We start from the raw sequence: 21,654 nt of genomic DNA on the forward strand, positions 1-21,654 counted from the left end.
TCTTTCTGATTGTGTGGATGATCCCGTTGGGCGCGCCCTGTGTGCCCGCGTCTGCCCAGGACCTCTATGCCTACGGAGTCCGCCATGGATCGCTTTCAGGCCATGCAGGTGTTCACGCGTGTCGTGGATGCCAACAGCTTTACCCAGGCCGCCGAGTCTCTCGGCCTGCCCCGTACCACCGTCACCACCACGATCCAGAACCTGGAAAAGCTGCTGCAGGTGCGGCTGTTGAACCGAACCACGCGCAGGCTGAGCCTGACGCCCGACGGCGCGGCGTACTACGAACGGTGTGCACGGATCCTGGCGGACGTTGAAGACACCGAAGCATCCTTTCGCGACGTGGCGCGTGGTCCCAAGGGACGCTTGCGGGTGGACGTACCCAGTTCGATCGGGCGCAAGATCCTGATTCCGGCGCTGTCGGAATTCCGTACGCGGTATCCCGATCTGGAACTGGTCATCGGCATGACCGACCGGCCGGTCGACCTGGTGCAGGAGGCCGTCGACTGCGCGGTGCGGGCCGGCAACCTGGCCGATTCCACCATGGTGGCGCGTCGTATCGGCAACTTCCATGGGGTGACCTGCGCGTCGCCGGATTACCTGGAACGCTTCGGGACGCCCACGACACTGGAAGACCTGGCCCAGCACCAGGCCGTTCACTACTTTTCCAGCCGCACCGGCCGCACCATCGACTGGGACTTCATCGTGGATGGCGAAGTGCGCGAGATGAAGGTGGAAGGCGGCGTATCGGTCAACGACAGCGATGCCTACGTCGACTGCGCGCTGCAAGGCATGGGCATGATCCAGTCGCCACGTTTTCTGGTGCTGCCCTATCTGCAGTCGGGCGAACTGCGCGAAGTGCTGTCCCAATGGCAACCTGCCCCATTGCCCATTTCGGTCGTATATCTGCACAACCGGCACCTGTCGCCCAAGGTACGGGCGTTCGTGGACTGGGTGGCGGATCTGTTCGGCGGATGCCCCCTGCTCAGCGGCGAACCCTTCGATGCGAATCAGGAATGCTCATTCGGCAAAATGGAACCGGCGACGACGCTGCGGGCGGTGCTGGAACAGAACAGCGTGGTGGACAGCGTGTTTTAAGGCTGGCCTTTTGGGTCTGCAGGTCTAAGGCCGCTCATCTGAGTCAGCACGTCTGAGGCCGCCCATCTGACTTTGCACGTCTGGGTCTGTACGTCTGAGGCCATCCTTCGAAGCCTGCCTTGTACGCCATTCTTTTAGGCCATCCCTTTAAGCCTGCCTTTTCACACCGCCCTTGCTTTTGATGATGACCGTCATTTAACATCCTGGCATTCCTTCGCCGCTCAGGATCGTCATGTTCGCCCTGCCCCTGTCCCGCTGGCTTGCCCGTCGCCGGTTCCACTACGCCTGGGTCATCGCGGGCGTGGCTTTCCTCACCATGTTGACCACCTCGGCGGCACTGGGTCTGCCGGGCGCGATGCTGTTGCCGCTCAGCGGCGAATTCGGCTGGGACACCGACCAGATTTCCTCGGCCCTGGCGCTGCGCTTCGCGCTGTTTGGCTTGGTGGGGCCGTTCGCCGCAGTGTTCATGGAACGTTACGGGTTGCGCGCGGTGCTCGCCACGGCGTTGTCGCTCGTGGCGGGCGGCCTGGTGTTGTCCACGGTCATGTCCCACTTCTGGCAGCTGGTGACCCTGTGGGGCGTGGTCCTGGGCGTGGGGTCGGGCATGACCGCGCTGGTGTTGGGCGCAGTCGTGGCCAACCGATGGTTCGACAGGCATCGCGGCCTGGTGATCGGGGTGCTGACCGCCAGTTCGGCCACCGGCCAACTGGCCTTCCTGCCGCTGGCAGCGTGGCTGATCCAGCATCACGGCTGGCGATCGGCAGTGATCCCGACCGTGATCGTCGGCACGATCGTGGCGGTGCTTGCCGTGGCGCTGCTGCGCAGCCACCCGCGGGATCTCGGGCTGGCGCCTTATGGGGCCGAAGAAGGGACCGCGGCGGACCTCCCGGCATCCACGGCGGCACCTTCGACATCAGGCGCTCAGGCATCCACAGCGGCACCTCTGGCAACAGGCAATCCGGCAGCGACCGCGGCCAACACCTCACCGGCCCCGTCCCCCCGTCCGTCCTTTCTTGCCCCCTTCATCGTGCTGCGCAGCGTCTCGGGCAATCGCACTTTCTGGGTGCTGGCCGGCACCTTCTTCATATGTGGTCTCAGTACGAACGGCCTGATCCAGACCCACTTCATTACCCTGTGCGGTGACTTCGGCCTGGCGGCGGTGCCCGCCGCGAGCGTGCTCGCCATGATGGGCGCGTTCGACTTCGTCGGCACGATCCTGTCCGGTTGGCTGTCCGACCGGTACGATAGCCGCAAGCTGCTCTGCTGGTACTACGGCCTGCGTGCGCTGTCCTTGTTCTGGCTCCCGCATTCCACCTTCACCTTGTACGGCCTGTCCTTGTTTGCGATGTTCTACGGGCTGGACTGGATCGCCACGGTGCCGCCCACGGTCAAACTGGCCGCGGCGGGATTTGGGCGGGAGCGCGCCGGCGTCGTGTTCGGTTGGATCTTTGCCGCGCACCAACTGGGCGCAGCGACGGCGGCATACGGCGCAGGCCTGACGCGGACGCTCCTCATGACCTACACGCCTGCGCTGTACGCCGCTGGCCTGGCATGCTTGCTGGCCGCCGCGCTTGCGTTGACCCTCCGGCGCTCGTCGAAGACTCCCGCCCCGCCCACCCCGGCGGCCGTTAATGGTCTGGCTCATCCGTAAGAACGACGGTCAGGGCGCCGGGGGTGACGTATGCTCGTGGGCCGATGCACCTAGGCGGGGTTTGCGCCACAAGCTCCAAGGGCCTTGGTTGCAAGGCGTCATGCGGTCGGCGATACTCACCGGCGTCGTGCCGCTTACGTGCTTCGCCGTAGGCCAATGCCTCCGCCCTGAGCCCATCCGCCTTACAGAATCTTTTCTATGTCTCACTGCGGTGCCCCGATTCCCGAGGGCGACCAGGCGCGCGTTGATGCCCTGCATCGGCTCGATGTCCTGGATACCTTGCCCGAACCCGCTTACGACGACATCGTGGCGCTTGCCAGTCACATCTGCGGCACGCCCATCGCGCTGGTGTCGCTGGTCGATACCGAACGGCAATGGTTCAAGGCCAAGGTCGGCCTGGAAGCGCAGGAGACCCATCGGGATCTGGCCTTCTGCGGTCACGCCCTGCTCTCCCCCATGGACGTCACAGTGGTGGAAGACGCCACGCTGGATCCTCGCTTTCGCGAAAGCCAGCTCGTGCTGGGTCCGCCCTACATCCGCTTCTACGCGGGCGCGCCCATTGTCACCAGCGACGGTCACGTCCTGGGGACGGTATGTGTCATCGACACCGTGCCGCGACTGCTGAAGGCGGAACAGTACGCAGCACTGCGCGCTTTGGCCCGACAGGCGGCCCTGTTCCTGCAAACCCGGGAGGCGGCCAAGGTCAGTCAGCAGATGGCGATCGACTTGGCGGCGACGGTGCGCGAACGCGATGCCGCGCTGGAGCATGCGGCGATCATGGCGCGCGAAGTCGACCATCGCGTCATGAACAGTCTGCAGATGATCTCGGCATTGCTGGAGATGCAGAGCGGGCAGCAGAAGGACACCGATGCCGGCGCCGCGCTACGCCGCGCCGTGGGCAGCGTGCAAGCCATCGCGCGCGTCCACCAGCACATACATCTGGCGGACTCGGGCGAACGGCCCGACGCCACCGCCTACCTGACCCGACTGTGCGAGGAATGCTCTCGGGTGTTCGACCACGGCGCCCCGGTAACGGTCGACGGTCCGGTCGTCCATGTGGAGACCGATGATCTGGTCTCGCTGGGCTTGATCGTGAACGAGCTGGTCACCAACGCGTTCAAACAGGGCGCCGGCCGAGTCGGCGTCAAGCTCAGCGTCCATGAGGGGCGTATCGATCGCCTGGTCGTGACGGATGATGGCCCCGGCCCGCCCGATGACTTTTCGCTTCAGGGCGGCCGTGGGTTGGGCATGCGGGTGGTGCGATCCCTGGCCCGCAAACTGGGGGCCGACATCAGCCTGTGTCGCGGGCCGACGGGACGCGGCGCGGTGGCGACGCTGCAGATGCACCCTGTCGCGGCGTAAGCGCCAGCTTGCGCCGGCGCCGCCACGCGGCTGCCTCGAATCCCAATTCGCTGGCCAGCGCCATTGCCGCCGCGGGCAAGGCCCCGGCCAACAACAGGTCGTGATCGTTCAAGGCCAGACCCGTCACGATCCGCTCTCCGAATCCGCCCGCGCCAATGAACGCCGCAATCGTGGCCGTGCCGATCGCGATCGATGTGGCGGTGCGGATGCCGCTCAGGATGGTCGGACGCGCCAGCGGCAGGTCGATCAGCCGCAGGCCCTGCGCCGGTGTCAGCCCCAAGGCCAGCGCGGCGGACCTCAGCCCGGCCGGCACTTCGGCGAGCCCTGTGCACGTGTTGCGCAAGATGGGCAGCAAGGCGTAGAGCGTCAAGGCGACGAGTGCTGGCAGGACGCCGATCCGCCCGGTCATTGAAATCAACACGGCCAGCAGCGCCAATGACGGCACGGTTTGCAACAGACTGGCCACGCCCAGCACGATCGTGCGAGACCGGGGGCGGGACGCTACCGCCACCCCCGCCGGAATCGCCACCGCGCAGGCCACCAGCACCGACACGCCAACCAGCAGCAAATGCTGCAGCGTCAGCCGCAGCAGGTCCGGCCCGAACAGCTTGCCCATCAAGCCAGGCGCGCCCGATGCGGCGTCCACCGTCTGCCCGCGCAGGTGGTCGCCGGCGATCCGATCGAACGGCACGCCATGCAGTTCGGCGCGGGCGTTCATGCGGATCATCTCGGCTTCGTCAATCGACCCCGATAGCGCGCGGATGGCCGCCCAGGCAGCGGGAAAGCGCTGTGGAACATCCAGCCGGTGCAGCAGCACCGCGTCGTAGCGCGGAAAATAGTTGCGATCGTCCACCAGCACGCGCAGGTCCAGCGCTTCGATCTTGGCGTCGGTGGTGTAGATGTCGATCACGTCCGTGCGGCCTTGCGCCAGGGCGTCATAGGCCAGACCGTGGTCAAGCCCGGTCGGCGCCTGCGGCAGGCCGTAACATGCCGCCAGGCCACGCCAGCCGTCGGCCCGCCCGATGAACTCGTTGGACAGGCCGAAGCGCAGGTGCGGATGCGCGGCCAGGTCACTGAGCTTGTCGATGCCCAGCCGCGCCGCATCGGCTTGACGCATGGTCAGCGCGTAGCCATCGTTGAAGCCAAGCGGCACGTCCACCCCCAGGCCCAGGGGCGCCAGCTGGTCACGCAGCTGCGGCAGCGTCAATGTCCGCTGCGACTTCAGGATTTCCTGCGCGATGGTGCCGACGTATTCGGCATACACGTCGATACTGCCGGCACGCAGTGCCTCGAACACGATGGCGGTATTGCCCAGCCCCTGCAGGACGCGGGGCGGCTCGCGCGTGGCCGGCGCCGCCGTCTGCGCAAGGATTTCGGCAAGAATGTAGGACTCGGTGAAACGTTTGGATCCGATGCGCAGCGTGCCCGGATCCTTGGCGGGCGCGGCGTGAACCAGGCCCGTCATGGCGATCACGGTCAGCGCCACCAACCACATGCGTAACCCGGCGCGCCACGCGTACGTCGCCGCACTAGGCGTCCGCATCGCTCATTCCGTGCGCCCGCCCGCCCGCACCGGTCTGCCCGCGATGCAGATTCAGCGCGGTATTGATGATGCCGATGTGGCTGAACGCCTGCGGGAAGTTGCCCAGCATGCGTTTGGCCTTGGGTTCCCACTGTTCCGCCAGCAGGCCCACGTCGTTGCATAAATCGAGCAGCCGTTCGAACAAGGCCAGCGCGTCATCGCGCCGTCCCATCATCACATAGACATCCGCCAGCCAGAACGAGCAGACCAGGAAGGTCCCTTCGCCCGGCGGCAGACCATCCGTGCCGCTTTCCGACGCATAACGCTGCACAAAGCCGTCGCGCATCAGCGTCGATTCAATCGCGTCCACGGTCCGTACGATGCGCGGATCGTCGGCAGGCAGGAAGCCGGTCAGCACCAATTGCAGCAGACTGGCGTCCAGCTCGCGCGACCCATAGGACTGCACGAAGTACCCCAGCTCGGCGTGGTAGCCCTCGCGGCAGACCTCGGCATGGATCCGGTCGGCCGTGGCGCGGCAGCGCGCCCGCCAGGCCAGGTCATCAGCGTTCGATCCATCGACGTGCTGCTCATCGACTCCGCGACCAGAAACGCGTTGGCTGTCGACGCTGTGGGTAGGCACGCCTTGCGGAACCCCGACGTGGCCATCGACACGTTGCCTAATGGAGCCTGGTCCATCGACTTCACCAACGTCGGGCGCGTCGGCGCCTGCACCACCCGCTTCGCCATCATCCATGTCCCCCTCGGGCCCCCGCGCCAGCCGGTCGAACGCCACCCAGGCCATGACCTTGGAATGCGTAAAGTGCCGAGGCTCGCCGCGAATTTCCCAGATACCCCGGTCCTTGCCCTGCCATGCCTTTTCAAGAAACGGCACCATGACCTTCGCAATGGCCGCGCTGCGCCGGTGGCGTGGCAACCCGCCGCGCAGGGCCTGCATCATGGCGTCGGTGACTTCACCATAGATATCCAGCTGCGTCTGCGTGGCCGCTTCGTTGCCGATGCGCACCGGGCGCGAGCCTTCATAGCCATCCAGCCAGGGCAGTTCCTGCTCGGGCAGGCGGCGCTCGCCCCCCAGGCCGTACATGATCTGCATCTGTTCGGGGTTGCCGGCCACCGACCGCAGCAACCATTCGCGCCAGGCGCCAGCTTCTTCGAAGTAGCCCAGGTTCATGAAGGCATACAGCGTCATGGTGGCGTCGCGCAGCCAGCAATACCGGTAGTCCCAATTGCGTTCACTGCCGATGCATTCAGGCAAGGAGGTGGTGGCCGCGGCCACGATGCCGCCAGTGGGGCCGTAGGTAAGCGCCTTGAGGGTGACCAGCGATCGTTTGACTGCCGCGCTCCACCGGCCGACGTCGGGGCAGCGGCTGGAAAAGCGTTCCCACCAGGCTTTCGTACGTGCCAGTTCGGCGGCAGCGTCCAATGGCGCACGCAAGGGTTCGTTGGATGGCTGGTGCGACAGCACGAACACCACCCTGTCGCCCGGGCCCACGTCGAAACCGCTGCCGGTGTGATGGTCGTGCGGCACCAGAGGCGCGTCGGTGCGCAGCACCAGCATGTCGGGCCCGGCCACCGCTGTCAGGGTGTGTGCGTCGGCCTTTTCGACCCACGGCACGGCGCTGCCATAGTCGAAACGCATGACCAGATCCATGTCGAACGGGACGGTGCCCGACACCCCTTCGACGATCCGCACAATGCTGGAGGTGGCATTGCCGTGCGGCATGAAATCGGTCACACAGGCCTCCCCTGCGTCGGTAACATACCGGGTCTGCAGGACCATCGTGCCGTCCACGTACCGCCGGTCCACACGACGGGCCGGCGTGGCGGGCGCAATCTTCCAGCACCCGTTCTCGACATTGCCAAGCAGCGCCGCGAAACACGCCGGGGCGTCGAAGCGCGGCACGCACAGCCAATCGATGGACCCGTCGCGCGACACCAGGGCCGCGGTCAGGGTATCGCCCAGCAAGGCGTAGTCTTCAATCCTCGCGCTCATAGCCCGGGCGCCGCGCTGCGATCCAGATACCAGATCACCTCTCCGTCGGCGTGCACGCGCGCGGCGGGCAAGGCACTGTCGCCCGCGAACACCCGTGTCAACGCCGGCTGCTTGGCCGCGCCCTCGACCATGAAGAGCACCGTGCGGGCGCTGGCCAGCGCCGGATAGGTCAAGGTGATGCGTGTCTCGGGCTTTTGGTTGCGCACGGCAACGACCCATGCAGATGCTTCGTCCAGCTGCGGCGCGCCCGGGAACAAGGACGCGGTGTGGCCATCGTCCCCCATGCCCAGCAAGTTCACGTCGAACAGCGGCCGCGACGGGTCCAGCGTCGATGCGCCGTAAAAATCTTGCAGGGTGCGCTGATACGCAGCCGCCGCCGCTTCCGGCTCCCCTTCCGTTGGAATGGCGTGGATGTTGGCGGGCGGGATGGGCACGTGAGACAGCAGCGCTTCACGCGCCATTCGTGCATTGTTATCGGGGTGGTCCGCGGGGACGCAGCGTTCATCGCCCCAGAATACATGCACGCGATCCCAGGGGATCCGCCGCGAGATGTCTGGCGTCGCAAGGAGCGCGTAAAGCGGTTTGGGCGTTGAACCGCCCGACAGCGCAATCGCAAAGCGCCCTGGCGTCTGCGCAATACGATTCACGAGCCACGCAGCGCATGCCTCGACCATCTGCTGGCGGTTATCGAAGATCCTGGTAGTGGGTGATGCCATGGCTTTCCTGAATGCTGGGGAGTCAGTCGTTGCGTGAGATGCCGGGCGTGGCGGATTCGGGCGGGGCCCGTGTGCCAGCGGCAGTCGCGCCGAGCACGTAGCGGTAGATCGCCAGCGCCACGCCGTCGTCACGATTGCTTGCGGTGACCACATCGGCTCGCGCCTGCACTGCCGCCTCTCCTTGGCCCATCGCAATCGCCCATCCGGCCTGACCAAACATCGGCACGTCGTTGTCCGCGTCGCCAATGACGGCCACCCGCGCCATGTCCACGCCGATCAGCGTCGCGAGCGCCACCACCGCATGGCCTTTGTTGGCCTGCGGCGCGGTCAGGTCAAGGTAGTAAGGCTGGGAACGGGCAGCAGTGGCGCGGTCGGCCAGTTGCGCCGCCAAGGTCTTTTCCAGCTGCGCCAGCAAGGCGTGGTCGTCGCTGGCGCCGACCATCTTGTCGACGCGATCGAGGTACGGCGTAAAGTCGTCAATCCGGGTCGGGCCGTAGCCCAGGGTCATGGCTTCCTTGTCGACCAGCCTTCCGCTGTCTTTCAGCACCAGCCACAGGTCGTCGGCAAACACCCACGCGTCAACGCCGTGCGCCGTCAGCACATCGATGGCCTCGCGGGCCGCATCCGCCGGAATTCGGTGCGACACGGCGACCGAGCCGTCGGCATGCAGCACCGTGCCACCGTTATAGGCGGCATAGGGCAAGTCCACCTGCAAGGCCTTGCGCACGCCAGCCATGCCGCGCGGCGGCCGGCTGCTCACCAACGTGAATGCCACACCTGCGTCGCGCAGCGCGGCCACCGCGGCAACGTTGGCGTCGCTCAAGGACTTGTCGGGCCGCACAAGCGTGCCGTCCACGTCCGAGATCAGCAGTGCGATCGACGGCAGTTGGCGGCCGGTCATGCGAGCGAATGCCAGCTGCGGCCATCGCGGCCCAGCAAGTCGTCGGCCGCGGTCGGGCCGTCCTTGCCCGCGGCATAGGGTTCCACCGTGCCCCCGCCTGCCCACGCGTCCAGGAAGGGTTGCACCGCCGCCCAGCCATTTTCGATGTTGTCGGCGCGCTGGAACAGCGTCTGGTCGCCGATCAGGCAGTCATAGATCAGCGTTTCATACCCGGTGGACGACTGCATTTCGAACACGTCGGCGTACGAAAATCCCAGCTGCACGGTTTCCATTTCCAGGGTCGGTCCGGGACGCTTGGCCTGGATGGCCAGCCACATGCCTTCATCGGGCTGGATCTGGATGACCAGGTAGTTCGGCATCATCCGGTCGATACCCAGATTGCGGAACTGCGCATACGGCGCCGGCTTGAAGTAGATGACGATTTCCGTGTCGCGCACGCTCATCCGCTTACCGGTTCGCAGGTAGAACGGCACGCCGGCCCACCGCCAGTTGTCGACCATCACTTTCAAAGCCACATAGGTTTCGGTCGTACTGGTTCGCGCCACGCGCGGCTCGGACCGGTATCCAGGAACCTTTTCGCCATTGACCGTGCCGGCCCGGTATTGCCCTCGAACGGAATTGGCTCTGGCCTGGGCCGGCGTGGGGGCCGGATCGCGCCGATCACCTTGGCTTTTTCGCCCCGCACGGCGTCCGCGCCAAACGCCGCCGGCGGTTCCATCGCCACCATGGCCAGCAACTGGAACAGGTGATTCGGGACCATGTCGCGCAGTGCGCCGGTGGTCTCGTAGAAACTGCCCCGGTCTTCAACGCCCACGGTTTCAGCCGCCGTGATCTGCACGTGATCAATGTAGTGGTTGTTCCAGAACGACTCGAACAAGGCATTGGAGAACCGGCTGACCAGGATATTCTGGACCGTCTCTTTTCCAAGATAGTGGTCGATGCGGAAGATCTGCCGCTCGTTCATCACCGCCAGGATCTGCGCATTCAGGTCACGCGCCGACGCCAGATCATGCCCGAACGGCTTTTCGATCACGACTCGCCGGAAGCTGCCGCCGGTCTCCTTCAACAGCCCGGACTTGCCCAGGCGTTCCACCACCACGCTGAAAAAGCGCGGCGATGTGGCAAGGTAGAACACGGCATTGCCGGTGCCCGACTCGCGAATCCGTTCGGCCACGGCTTCGTAGGTGGCGTCTTCGAGAAAGTCGCCTTCGATGTACGAAATGCGCTTGGCCAGCTTTTGCCACAATGCTTCGTCCAGCGGTTGACTGTCGCTCTTGGCAGCCTTCTTGGCCGCCTGTGCCCGCACGAAGTTGGCGAGCTTGTCGCGGAACGCGTCGTCCGTCACGCTGTTGTGGTCGACGCCCACGATCTTCAGGTCGGCGCCGACCAGCCCGTCGCGGGTCAGGTTGTACAACGCCGGCGTCAGCAGGCGCTGCACCAGGTCGCCGTGGGCGCCGAACAGGAACAGCGTGGCGGCGGGCGCCTTGGTGGCAGTGCTTCGGGTCTTGGTCGCTTTCGGCTTCGCCATTACTGGGGCACCTCGACGTGGCCGCCAAAGCCGTAACGCATTGCAGACAGCATGCGGTCGCCGTAGGTGTGTTCCTGGCGCGAGCGAAAGCGCGCAAACAGCGCGCTGGCCAGCACCGGCGTGGGCACGGCCTCTTCGATGGCGGCCTGGATCGTCCAGCGCCCCTCCCCGCTGTCGGACACCGCACCCGTGTACCGCGCCAGTTCTTGATCTTCGGCCAGCGCGCTGGCCGTCAGGTCCAGCAGCCACGACGAAATCACGCTGCCGCGCCGCCAGACCTCGGCCACATCGGCCAGGTTCAGGTCGAAACGCTGTTCTTCGGGCAGATGTGGCGACGCCTTCATTTTCAGGATATCGAAGCCCTCGGCGTAGGCCTGCATCATTCCGTATTCGATGCCGTTGTGGACCATCTTCACGAAATGGCCCGAACCAGCCGGCCCGGTGTAGATATAACCCCGCTCGGACCGGTCATCGGCAACCTGACGATTTGGCGTTCGGGAAATCGTGCCATAGCCCGGAGCCAGCGCATCGAACAGCGGCTCGAGCCGGTTGAAGGCGTCGGCGGCGCCGCCAATCATCATGCAGTAGCCGCGTTCCAGACCCCACACGCCGCCCGACGTGCCGACGTCGATATAGTCGATGCCCTTCTTGGCCAGGCCCATCGCGCGCCGGATGTCGTCCTTATAGAAGCTGTTGCCGCCATCGATGATGGTGTCGCCGGCTTCCAGCAGGTCCGCCAGGGCGGCCACGGTTTGTTCAGTGGGGTCGCCAGCGGGCAGCATGACCCACACCGCGCGCGGCTTGGTCAGTGCCGCCACGACCGCCGCCAGGTCGCTTGCGCCTGTCGACCCGTCTTTGGCCAGTTCCTGCACGGCGTCGGGGTTGTGGTCGTAGACCACCGTCTCATGACCATGACGTTGCAGCCGGCGCGCGATATTGCCGCCCATGCGGCCCAATCCGATGATTCCAAGTTGCATGAAGGTATCCCAGAAAAAGTGGAAGTCAGGCCAACGCGGCGGACACGGCGTCCGCAAGCTGGGCCAGTCCGGCATCGACGTCGCCGCCGACGATATGCACGCGCAAGGTGCGGCGGCCGCGCTCGACCAGCACCTGCAGATCACCCTGTGCCTGCGCCGCGATCACCACACCAAAGGTGATACGACGGCCAGGGATGGGCAGGTCCATGGCCGGGTCCGCAGTGATCTGCAGAAACACGCCCGAATTGGGGCCGCCCTTGTACGCTTGTCCGGTCGAATGCAGGAAACGCGGCCCGAAGCCGCCAACCGTGGCGCAGCCGCTGGTTTCGCGAATGGCTTTGCGGATACGCGTCAGCGCGGCTTCGTGCGCGGCGTTGCGTTCCACATAGGCCAGGACCGCCGCGTAGTCGTCTTTGGACAGCCGGCCCAGATGCGCCGCCAGAATACCCGCCGCCGTTCCATCGGCTTTCAACGACATGTCGCCATAAAAGGCCAGATGGCCGTCGGTCGCCAGCGGCGTGGCCTCGCCCAGCGATCCGCGGGTCTCGAACGCGTCGGTCAGCGCCCGCGTTTTGACCTTACTCGCTTCGACATCGGGTTGGTCGAAAGGATCGATGCCAATCACGGCCCCGGCAATGGCGGTAGCAACCTCCCAGCGGAAGAATTCCTGCCCGATCAGTTCTGGGCGAGCCAGCGTGATTCGCACGACCGGGTGCCCGGCCGCGGCCAGCGCATCGACCTTGGCGTCCAGGTCCGGCGCGTCATCGCCCGCCAGGCGCAGATAGGCAAACATGCGGTCATTGCCGTAGCTATCGGGGCCGGCCAGCGGCTCGCCGTCCACGGGAATCACGCCTTTGCCTTCCTTGCCGGTCGATTCGGCCAGCAACTGTTCCAGCCACGAACCGATACTCTCGATCCGGGGTGATGCAATGATGGTGAGCTTGTCGCGGCCGGCCTTGACCGACTCCCCAATCACCACGCCCAATTGCACGCCCGGATTGGAGGCCGGCGGCGCGCCGGGTCCGCAGGCGCGGACCATGGCCTGCGTGTCGGCAAAGAACCCTTCGATATCATGGCCGGCAATCCCGAAAGGCACGATGCCAAACACGGACAGCACCGAGTACCGCCCGCCGATGGTCGCGTCGCCATGGAAGATGGCGCGGTAGCCATCTGCCTTGGCCGACGCTTCCAGCCGAGAACCGGGATCGGTCACCGCTACGAACTGCTGGCCGTTGCGGCCGGCCTGTTCGAAAAAGTATGCAGCCAGGATCTCGGGCTCCAGCGTCGATCCCGACTTGCTGGAAACGATGAATAGCGTCTTTTCGATATCGATCAGCGACTGGACGCTGCGGATCTGCGCGGGGTCGGTCGAATCCAGTACGTGCAGTTCAGCCCCAACCTGGCAGCCCAACGTGCGCGCCAGCACTTCCGGCCCCAGGCTGGATCCACCCATGCCCAACAGCACGGCGTGATGAAAGCCCTCGCGCCTGACCGCCTCCGCCAAGGCACGCACCGCGGCCGCGTCGACCTGCCTGCCCTGCGCAGCAGCGAGCCAGCCCTGCCACTGGGCTTCGTCGGTATTCGTCCACAGCGTCGCGTCCCCTTGCCACATGCGGCGCGTCCACCCTTCACGCGTCGCGCGCGCCAAGGTGCCGTCGACCGCTTTCTGCAGGGCGTCCGGCAACTGCAGCGTTGCCGCGTTCAACGCATTGCCAAGAAACGCAGCGCGCTTGCCCGCCACGCCCGCCAGCAAGGCATCGGCCGCGTCCGAGAATTGCTGTGCGCCATCTTCAACCAGGGCTGCGGTGATGCCGGGCAGGTCGAGCCCCAGCCGGTCCACGTCGGCCAGCACCTGGCGCGCCGCGCCGATATCGGCGTCTATGGTCCGCGCCACCTTGCCGTGATCGCGAAACGCGTCCATTGTCTTGGGCGGCATGGTGTTGACGGTGTCCGGGCCGACCAAAGTGTCGACGTACAAGGTGTCGGGATAGTCCGGGTTCTTCACGCCGGTCGATGCCCACAACAGCCGCTGCGGTGCTGCGCCCTTGGCCTCCAAGGCATGCCAGCGGTCGCTTCGCATCAGTTCCAGAGTAATGCTGATAGGCAACCTTTGCATTCGCGATCGCCACCTTGCCTTTCAGCGTCTTGAGCGCGGCGGAAGCGGGGTCGCCGTCTGCCAGACGCTTGTCGATCTTTTTGTCGATCTGCGCGTCGATCCGGCTGACGAAAAAGCTTGCCACGCTGGCAATGCCACGGACTGGCTTGCCCGCTGCCGCGCGCGCTTCCAGGCCCGCCACGTAGGCCTCGGCCACGGCCAGATAGGCATCGACCGAAAACAGCAAGGTCACGTTGACGTTGATGCCTTCTTCGATCAGCGCGCGGATCGCCGGCACACCGGCTTCGGTGCCGGGCACCTTGACCATCAGGTTGGGCCGGTCCACCGCCGCCCATAACCGCCGGGCCTCTTCCAATGTGTCCTGGGTGTTCATCGCCAGATACGGCGACACTTCCAGGCTGACGTAGCCGTCCAGGCCGTCCAGACGGTCATACACCGGACGCAGGATATCGGCGGCGGCGCGGATGTCTTCGATGGCCAGGTGCTCGTACACGTCCACGACGTCGGCATCGGATTGCTTCAGAAAGGCCTGCAGGCTGTTGTCGTAGGCCGTCCCCTGCCCCATCGCCTTTTCGAAAATCGACGGGTTGGACGTCACGCCGGTCAGGCCGTCTTCACGGACAAGTTTTTCCAGGCCGCCGTCTTGCAGGAAGTCCCGACTGACGAAGTCCAGCCAGACGGCCTGGCCGGCGTCGCCCAGCTGGGTCAATGGATTGCTCATTCCGACCTCCTCAACGCGATCTGCTCGCGCGCCAGCTTGACCAGATTGTCGACCGTGAAGCCGTACTTGGCCTGCAACTGGCCGATTGGGGCCGAGGCGCCAAAGCTGTTCATGACCAGCTTGGCGCCCTTCATGCCGACGTAGCGATCCCAGCCCATCGGCCCGGCCTGTTCCACCGCCACGCGCGCCAGTTGATCAGGCGGCAGGACGTCGTTGCGATAGGCCTCGTCCTGCAGCTCGAACAGTTCCCAGCTGGGCATGGACACCACGCGGGCGCGCACGCCGTCTTTCCTGAGCGCTTCGTAAGCCTGCAGACATAAGGACACTTCGCTGCCGGTACCCACCAGTATGACCTCGGGCGCGCCGCCTTCGGCGTCGGCCAGCACATAGGCTCCCCTTGCCAGGCCGCTGGCGGGCGCGTACTTGCTGCGATCCACGGTCGGCAAAGGCTGCCGGGAAAGCACGATGGAGGACGGCCGGTCGCTTTGGGACAGCGCCACCTTCCAGGCCTCGGCCGTTTCGTTGGCATCGGCGGGACGCAGCGTCGTCATCCCCGGTATGCCGCGCAGTTGCGCCAGTTGCTCGATCGGCTGGTGCGTCGGGCCATCTTCGCCCACACCGATCGAATCGTGCGTGAAGACGAACACCACCGGCAATTCCATGATCGCGGCGAGACGCAGCGGCGGCTTCATGTAATCGCTGAACACCATGAAGGTGGCCGTGTACGGCCGCAAATAGCACAGCGCCATGCCGTTCGCGATCGCCCCCATGGCATGTTCGCGAATGCCGAAATGCACATTGCGACCGGCAGGGTCCTGCGCCGAAAAACTGCCAGCGCCGTCAAAATTGAGTTTGGTCTTGGTCGACGGCGCCAGGTCAGCCGCGCCGCCCAACAACCACGGCACCTTTGCCGCGAGCGCATTCAGTACCTTGCCGCCGGCATCGCGCGACGCGATGCCCTTGGCGTCGGCATCGAACGACGGCACGGCCGCATCCCAGCCGTCGGGCATCTTGCCACGGCGCATGCGGTGCAGTTCATCGATCTTTGCAGGGTCGGCTTCCTGGGCCTTGGCCAGCGCCGCTTCCCATGCGTCATAGTCCGGCGCGACTCGCGCAATCATCAGGTCACGCAAATGATCGCGGGCTTCGTCCGGCACCAGGAAAGTCGCGTCTTCGGGCCAGCCGTACGCGCGCTTGGTCAGCTTGATTTCCTCGGCGCCCAAAGGCTCGCCGTGGGCCGCGGCGGTGTTGTGCTTGTTGGGCGATCCATAGCCGATCACGCTGTCGACCACGATCAGCGTCGGCTTGTCGGTCGTGTCCTTGAAGGTTTGCAAGGCGGCTGCAATCGCGGCCGTGTCGTTGGCGTCGGCCACGTGCAGCGTGTTCCAGCCGTAGCCACGGAACCGTTCCGCCACGTTCTCGCTGAACGCCAGGTCGGTGTGCCCTTCGATGCTGATCGTGTTGTTGTCATACAGCCAGCACAGGTTGGCCAGCTTCAGGTGCCCCGCCATCGAGGCCGCTTCACCCGAGACGCCTTCCATCATGTCGCCGTCGCCGCACAGCACATACACGTCATAGTCGAACAGCGGCGTGTCGCCACCATTGAAGCGGTCACCCAGCCAGCAGCCCGCCATGGCCATGCCGACACTGTTGGCGCAGCCCTGACCCAGCGGGCCTGTCGTCGTTTCCACGCCGGTGGTCATGCGGTACTCGGGGTGCCCTGGCGTGCGGGAATCCATCTGCCGGAACTGCTTGATGTCGTCGAGGCTGACCGCCGGGCGGCCCGTGCGGTGGCCGTCGGCATCGATCTCGACCACGCCCGCCAGATGCAGCAATCCATACAGCAGCATGGACGCGTGGCCGACGGACAGCACGAAACGGTCGCGATTGGGCCAGTCGGGTTGTTCGGGGTGGAAGCGCAGAAAGTCGCGCCAGAGTGTATAGCCCACGGGGGCCAGCGCCATCGGTGTGCCGGGGTGGCCCGAATTGGCCTGCTGGACGGCGTCCATGGCCAATGTGCGGATCGTGTTGATCGCGAGCGTGTCGGTTCCGGACGGAGCCGCGCCCGACGGGATCGTCGAGGCCAATGCTGGGGAAGTGCCCATAGTTCTCGCTCCTGGTTGTGCAAGGCGGATGCTGCACGGCAGCAAGAACCGCGCCCATCTTGCCCAGTCAGGGCACCGCCAGGATGGACGATGCCCGATGCCTTGGATGGACTGGCCGGTCCAGGTGAAGTTCGGCCGCGATTGTCACCAAGCGCGAGCGCCTATCTTGTTCCCGGTACGTCAGGTGCACCGTCAACGCCTTACCGCGTCGGCATCTTCTGCCGATGAGCCGCCAGTTTTACCCATGTGAGGTTTCAGCATGTCGTCAGGCAACCCCGCCGCCCTGGACACGCGCCAGAAGGTCCAGGGCGTTGGGGACGGCTTCGCCCTGCGCCGTGTTGTCGAATACCACCCATGCCGTCTGCCCGTGCCGGACCGACTGGCGCAGCGCCTCGGCTTCCGCATCGAGCACCTCGTCAGGATACGCCGACCGGTAGAGCACGGGGGACCCATGCAGCCGCACATAGGTCATTTCTGTCCCACCCGCTGGCGGCGGGATTCCAACGGGATTGGGATCGGCACGTACGAAGCTCACCCCATGCGATGCCATGACGACCGACGCGGCCTCGGTAAACCAGGTGCGGTGACGCGGCTCGCAGGCCAGGGACGCCCCCGTCGCCTGGCGCAGCGTGGCGAAAAATGCCATCGCCACGGCGTCGTCAAAGGCCAGGGACGGAGGCAGTTGCACCAGCAGGCAGCCCAGTTTGGGACCGAGCGCGTGCACGGCGTCCAGAAAATCGGTCAGCAGCCCGTCGATGCCGGCCAGCCTCTGTTCATGGGTGATGGTGCGCGGCAGCTTGACCGCAAAGCGGAAGTCGTCGGGCACCGATTCGCGCCATCGCGCGTACGTGGCCGCGCGATGCGGTCGGTAGAAAGACGTATCGATCTCGACGCCGTTGAAGACCCGGGCATACCGTTCCAGATGGCTTCCACTGCCCGGAAAGCGATCCGCGACTCGCGATGACAGGCTCCAACCGGCGCAGCCGATGCGCATCGTTCCCCTGCCTGCGCCACCGCCCGTGGCCTCGACAGCCGGCGCGCTGCCTTGCGCCCCTGGACCGTCAGCGCTCACCTGAAACCCTTCTCGTTTGCGCATGAATGACCCTAAGTACCTGTAAGAACTGACAGGGCGGCAAGCCGCGTGCCCAATCGCCGGACCTACAATCGGTCTTGGCTTGTTCGATGCGCGCGTTCGCATCGCCGCGCCAACCTTTTTGCCCCTGGATGACCTAGCGCCAGGCGCCGACCGGGCCTTCCTTGACCTTCGTGAGTGTCGGCATGCCGTACAGAATTCTTGCGCTTTCCCCACATCAACGCTCGGCGCTTTCCGACCTGGAACGGTTCCAATCCTATTCGACGGAAATCCTGCGTCCGCATGCGGTGGCGATGATGATCCTGTCTATCGTCGGGCTCGGCGTGTTCGCCACGGTGTTTCCGCAACCACCGTCCATCGATGCCGCGTTGCCCCGCATGACCATCCTGTGCGGCCTTGCCTTCCTGGTGTACTTCTGTTCCCAGCAGCCGACCTACCGGGGATTCGTGGTCTTCAAGGTCCTGTACGTGACCGCGTACAGCCTCGCGCTGCGCGCGTATCTGGCGGGCGAACTGGCGCACGACCTGTGGAATCTGGCCCTGTGCTGCACGATGCTGGTGGTGATCGCGCCATTGATGCAGTCGCGCCTGGAATGTGCGTTCAGCATGGCGGCCGTCTTGTGCATCCTGACCCCCATCGACCGCGTGCCGGACACACTGACCGGCACCGAAGCAGGCATCCTGGTCGTGACCGCCAGCGTCATGGTGTGCGGCATCATCAGCTACAGAGCCTCGGCCGCGCAGCGCGCCTGACCTTCCAGCGCGCGGAACAACTCGCCAATTTTGCATTTGCCGACCCGCTCACCCTGCTGCCGAATCGCAGGTCCTTCCTGCTCCACGCGCCGGAATTTGTGCGCGGGCTGCCCCGGCCAGGCCTGGCCGCCGCCGTCATGATGCTGGACGTGGACGATTTCAAGCAGGTGAACGATACGTTCGGCCATGATGCGGGCGATCAGGCCTTGTGTGCCATCGCAAACGTGCTGGCCGACCTTGGCAGGGATCACCTGGTCGCGCGATGGGGCGGGGAAGAGTTCGTGGTGCTGGCGCGCGCGGGCTCGGCGGCTGACCTGAATGCGTTCGCGGAAGAGGTGCGGCGATCGGTCAGCAACATGCGCCTGCCGCATGGCGCGCTGTCGGTCAGCATCGGCCTGGCCGATGTCGCGCCGGGCGAGTCCCTGAGCGACCTGCTGATACGGGCCGACAAAGCCTTGTACGCAGCCAAGCATCAGGGCAAGAACCGCGTGGCGCGCGCCGCACAGGCGGCGTGAACGGCCCACGGCGCCCGGCTGGCGCGCCGTGGCTGATCTCGGCTTACTGCAGGAACGAGGGCTTGGCGTAACCCGGGAAGTTCTTGTCCACCACCGCCTTGAAGTCCGCCGACTTGTAGGCTTCAGTGATGTCCCTGGCCCACTGCGTGTCCTTGTCGGCGCGCTTTACCGCAACCACGTTCAGATAGTAGTCGGGCGTCTTTTCCAGCACCACGGCTTCGGTCAGCTTCAGGCCCGACGAAACGGCAAAGTTGCCGGTGATGATCGCGTAGTCGACGTCGCCCAACGAACGGGGCAGTTGCGCGGCTTCAAGCGGCACGAACTTCAGCTTGCGCGGATTGCTCTCGATATCTTTTTCCGATGCGCGCAGTGGATCCACGCCAGCCTTCATGGTGACCAGCTTGTTCTGCTGCAACAGCAAAAGCGCACGGGCCAGGTTGGCCGGGTCGTTCGGGATGGAAACGCGATCGCCGTCCTTCACTTCGTTCAGCGACTTGCGCTTGCTCGAGTACGCCCCCAGCGGCGCGATCGGACCCTGGACGATTTCCACCAGGTCCAGCTTCTGGTCGGCGGCGAACTTCTGCAGATAGACGCGATGCTGGAAGAAGTTGGCGTCGAGCGAACCCTGGGCCAGTGCCTGGTTCGGCTGCACGTAGTCGTTGAACTCGACCAGCTTGACCTTGTAGCCCTTCTTTTGCAGCAAAGGCACGATGCCCAGCTTCCATTGGTCACTGTTCGACCCGGCGGTCACACCCACCACCAGGTCTTTCTTGTCGGTCTGCGCATGGGCGCCGACGGCAACGGTGCCCAGCGACGCGGCCAGGACGGACAACAACAGCTTGCGACGGACGGTAAACATAAAGACGGTCTCGATAGTAAGAAGAATCAAATAAAGCTTGAGAGCAGCGCGGATCCGGCACGGCCGGTCCCGCCACCCGGTGGATCAGCGCTTGTCCAGGCGGCGCGCGATGCCGTTGCCGGCGAACTGGATGATCTGCACGAGCACCAGCAGCAGCGCCACGGTCAGGATCATGACGTCGGACTGAAAGCGATAGTAGCCATAACGGATGGCGATATCGCCGATCCCGCCGCCGCCCACCACCCCGGCGATGGCCGAGTACGACAGGAAGCTGACGGCCAGCACCGTCAGCGCCAGCACCAGGCCCGACCGGGCTTCGACGATCAACACGCGCCAGACGATCTGCAGTTCGGACGCGCCCATGGCATGGGCGGCCTCGATCACGCCGCGCGGCACGTCGCGCAGGCATTGTTCCACGAGGCGCGCGAAGTAGGCGATGGCCGCAATGGACAACGGCACCGCGGCCGCGACCGGCCCGATCGACGTTCCGGCAATGATGCGCGTGAACGGCACCAGCGCCACCAGCAGAATGATGAACGGGAAGGACCGAACGGTATTGATGATCCAGTTGAGCGCGACGAACACGACGCGGTTCGCCAGCGACTGGCCGGGGCTGAGCAGGAACAGCAGGATGCCCAGCGGCCCGCCGATCAGGATGGCGGCGCTCAGGCCGATGCCCAGCATAAGGAAAGTCTGCCCGATGGCGACCCAGAGCTCGGGCAGGATGGCGACGATATTCTCAGACACGGGGCGACTCCAGTTCGGTATCGACGGCCAGGTCGCTGGCGTCAAGGCGGCCATGGCCAGGCTGGAAGGCACTGTCTGGATCGATGGCGCGGGCCTTGCGCAAGGCGCCCAGTTCACGGCCCAACTGGGTACGCCGTGGCGTGTCCGGGGGATCACTCAAGGCAAATTGCTCGACCACCTTGCCCTCTTCCACCACGGCCACCTGTGTACAGAGCGCACGCACCACCGACAGTTCGTGGGTCACGATCACGATCGTCACGCCCAGTTTGGCGTTGATCTCGCGCAGCGTGGCCAGCACGGCGCGGGTCGTCTCCGGGTCCAGCGCCGAGGTCGGCTCGTCGCACAGCAGCACGGACGGCCGGGGGCCAGCGCACGGGCGATTGCCACCCGCTGCTTCTGCCCGCCGGACAGCTGCGCGGGATAACTGTCCGCCTTCTCGGACAGGCCGACGATATCCAGGCATTCGCGCACACGCTGGGCCACGGCGGCCTTGTCGCGCACGCCATGGATCTTGAGCGGGAAGGCGACATTGTCGAACACCGTGGCGTTCTGCAGCAGGTTGAATTGCTGAAAGATCATGCCAATGGTCTGGCGCATGTCGCGCAGGGCACTTTTCGACAGCCGGGTCAGGTCGTGGTCCCCCACATACACCGAGCCGGTGTCGGGCCGCTCAAGCAGGTTGATCAGGCGCATCAACGTCGACTTGCCCGCGCCACTTTTGCCTACCAGGCCGAACACGTCGCCGCGCGCAATCGACAGGGACACGTCATCGACGGCCTGGAAGACCTGTTTGCCCGGAAGGACAAACGACTTGCTGACCGACTGCAGTCGGATGAGCGGCGCGCCGGGCGCAGCCGCTCCAACGTCGTTACTCATAGTGCGGCGGCACCGGTACGGCTTGACGGAGCCGAGGCACGACGAAAAGGGCCGCAGTCAACTGCTGCGGCCCTGGAAAGGTGGAACGATCCAAATGGAATAAAGAC

The 21,654-nt window shown here is 65.3% G+C and carries 15 protein-coding genes and 3 pseudogenes; 5 read left to right on the forward strand and 13 right to left on the reverse strand.

The genetic code is table 11. The features are described 5' to 3' along the window. Positions 1-84: 84 nt before the first annotated feature. From ACNANG_RS25475 to ACNANG_RS25485, 3 genes are all read left to right on the forward strand, one after another. Positions 85-1,095, forward strand: coding sequence for a LysR family transcriptional regulator (locus ACNANG_RS25475; protein ID WP_420225402.1), 1,011 nt, complete (start codon positions 85-87; stop codon positions 1,093-1,095). A gap of 232 nt (positions 1,096-1,327) precedes the next feature. Continuing rightward, positions 1,328-2,746 carry an MFS transporter gene (locus ACNANG_RS25480; RefSeq protein ID WP_420225403.1) on the forward strand — a complete coding sequence of 473 codons (1,419 nt, stop codon included), beginning with the start codon at positions 1,328-1,330 and terminating at the stop codon, positions 2,744-2,746. Between the two features lie 198 nt (positions 2,747-2,944). Next, positions 2,945-4,108, forward strand: coding sequence for a histidine kinase dimerization/phosphoacceptor domain -containing protein (locus ACNANG_RS25485; protein ID WP_420225404.1), 1,164 nt, complete (start codon positions 2,945-2,947; stop codon positions 4,106-4,108). Here ACNANG_RS25485 and ACNANG_RS25490 read toward each other — a convergent pair. From ACNANG_RS25490 to ACNANG_RS25535, 10 genes and pseudogenes are all read right to left on the reverse strand, one after another. Then, positions 4,038-5,603: a glycine betaine ABC transporter substrate-binding protein gene (locus ACNANG_RS25490; protein WP_420227665.1), complete on the reverse strand. Its 1,566-nt coding sequence runs from the start codon at positions 5,601-5,603 to the stop codon at positions 4,038-4,040. The genes ACNANG_RS25485 and ACNANG_RS25490 overlap by 71 nt on opposite strands. 34 nt (positions 5,604-5,637) lie before the next feature. Beyond that, on the reverse strand, positions 5,638-7,641 hold the full coding sequence (locus ACNANG_RS25495; protein WP_420225405.1) for a glycoside hydrolase family 15 protein: 2,004 nt from the start codon (positions 7,639-7,641) through the stop codon (positions 5,638-5,640). Next, on the reverse strand, positions 7,638-8,357 hold the full coding sequence (gene pgl / locus ACNANG_RS25500) for a 6-phosphogluconolactonase (RefSeq protein ID WP_420225406.1): 720 nt from the start codon (positions 8,355-8,357) through the stop codon (positions 7,638-7,640). The genes ACNANG_RS25495 and pgl overlap by 4 nt, the downstream gene beginning before the upstream one ends. Positions 8,358-8,379: 22 nt before the next feature. Further along, positions 8,380-9,258 (reverse strand): HAD family hydrolase, encoded by an 879-nt coding sequence (locus ACNANG_RS25505; RefSeq protein ID WP_420225407.1) that lies wholly within the window; start codon positions 9,256-9,258, stop codon positions 8,380-8,382. Beyond that, positions 9,255-10,786 (reverse strand): annotated as a pseudogene (zwf, locus tag ACNANG_RS25510) (glucose-6-phosphate dehydrogenase). Before zwf ends, ACNANG_RS25505 begins: the two are co-directional and overlap by 4 nt. Next, the gene (gene gnd / locus ACNANG_RS25515) at positions 10,786-11,763 is read right to left on the reverse strand and encodes a phosphogluconate dehydrogenase (NAD(+)-dependent, decarboxylating) (RefSeq protein WP_420225408.1); all 978 of its coding nucleotides are present in this window, start codon (positions 11,761-11,763) and stop codon (positions 10,786-10,788) included. The pseudogene zwf and the gene gnd overlap by 1 nt, the downstream one beginning before the upstream one ends. 25 nt (positions 11,764-11,788) lie before the next feature. Next, entirely contained in the window at positions 11,789-13,879 is a 2,091-nt protein-coding gene (locus ACNANG_RS25520; RefSeq protein WP_420225409.1) for a bifunctional transaldolase/phosoglucose isomerase, read from the reverse strand. Between the two features lie 28 nt (positions 13,880-13,907). Beyond that, positions 13,908-14,600 (reverse strand): annotated as a pseudogene (tal, locus tag ACNANG_RS25525) (transaldolase); the annotation flags it as partial. Beyond that, positions 14,597-16,705, reverse strand: coding sequence for a transketolase (gene tkt, locus ACNANG_RS25530; protein ID WP_420225410.1), 2,109 nt, complete (start codon positions 16,703-16,705; stop codon positions 14,597-14,599). The gene tkt and the pseudogene tal, both read right to left, overlap by 4 nt. Before the next feature lie 265 nt (positions 16,706-16,970). Further along, entirely contained in the window at positions 16,971-17,801 is an 831-nt protein-coding gene (locus tag ACNANG_RS25535) for a DUF72 domain-containing protein (RefSeq protein ID WP_420225411.1), read from the reverse strand. Positions 17,802-17,962: 161 nt separating this feature from the next. On the opposite strand from ACNANG_RS25535, the gene ACNANG_RS25540 reads away from it, so the two are divergent. Both ACNANG_RS25540 and ACNANG_RS25545 read left to right on the forward strand, forming a co-directional pair. Continuing rightward, positions 17,963-18,550 carry a hypothetical protein gene (locus ACNANG_RS25540; protein ID WP_420225412.1) on the forward strand — a complete coding sequence of 196 codons (588 nt, stop codon included), beginning with the start codon at positions 17,963-17,965 and terminating at the stop codon, positions 18,548-18,550. After that, a complete protein-coding gene (locus tag ACNANG_RS25545) occupies positions 18,505-19,065 on the forward strand; it encodes a GGDEF domain-containing protein (protein ID WP_420225413.1) in 561 nt (186 codons plus the stop codon). Before ACNANG_RS25540 ends, ACNANG_RS25545 begins: the two co-directional genes overlap by 46 nt. A gap of 43 nt (positions 19,066-19,108) precedes the next feature. Here the strand turns inward: ACNANG_RS25545 and ACNANG_RS25550 are convergent, their stop codons facing one another. The 3 genes and pseudogenes from ACNANG_RS25550 to ACNANG_RS25560 form a co-directional block, all read right to left on the reverse strand. Further along, positions 19,109-19,924 carry a MetQ/NlpA family ABC transporter substrate-binding protein gene (locus ACNANG_RS25550; protein WP_420225414.1) on the reverse strand — a complete coding sequence of 272 codons (816 nt, stop codon included), beginning with the start codon at positions 19,922-19,924 and terminating at the stop codon, positions 19,109-19,111. A gap of 84 nt (positions 19,925-20,008) precedes the next feature. Beyond that, the gene (locus ACNANG_RS25555; RefSeq protein WP_420225415.1) at positions 20,009-20,671 is read right to left on the reverse strand and encodes a methionine ABC transporter permease; all 663 of its coding nucleotides are present in this window, start codon (positions 20,669-20,671) and stop codon (positions 20,009-20,011) included. After that, a pseudogene (locus ACNANG_RS25560) lies at positions 20,664-21,547 on the reverse strand (methionine ABC transporter ATP-binding protein). The gene ACNANG_RS25555 and the pseudogene ACNANG_RS25560 overlap by 8 nt, the downstream one beginning before the upstream one ends. Positions 21,548-21,654: the final 107 nt, after the last annotated feature.

It is taken from the genome of Pigmentiphaga litoralis (genome assembly GCF_048632615.1).
GTDB classification, from domain to species: domain Bacteria; phylum Pseudomonadota; class Gammaproteobacteria; order Burkholderiales; family Burkholderiaceae_B; genus Pigmentiphaga; species Pigmentiphaga litoralis_B.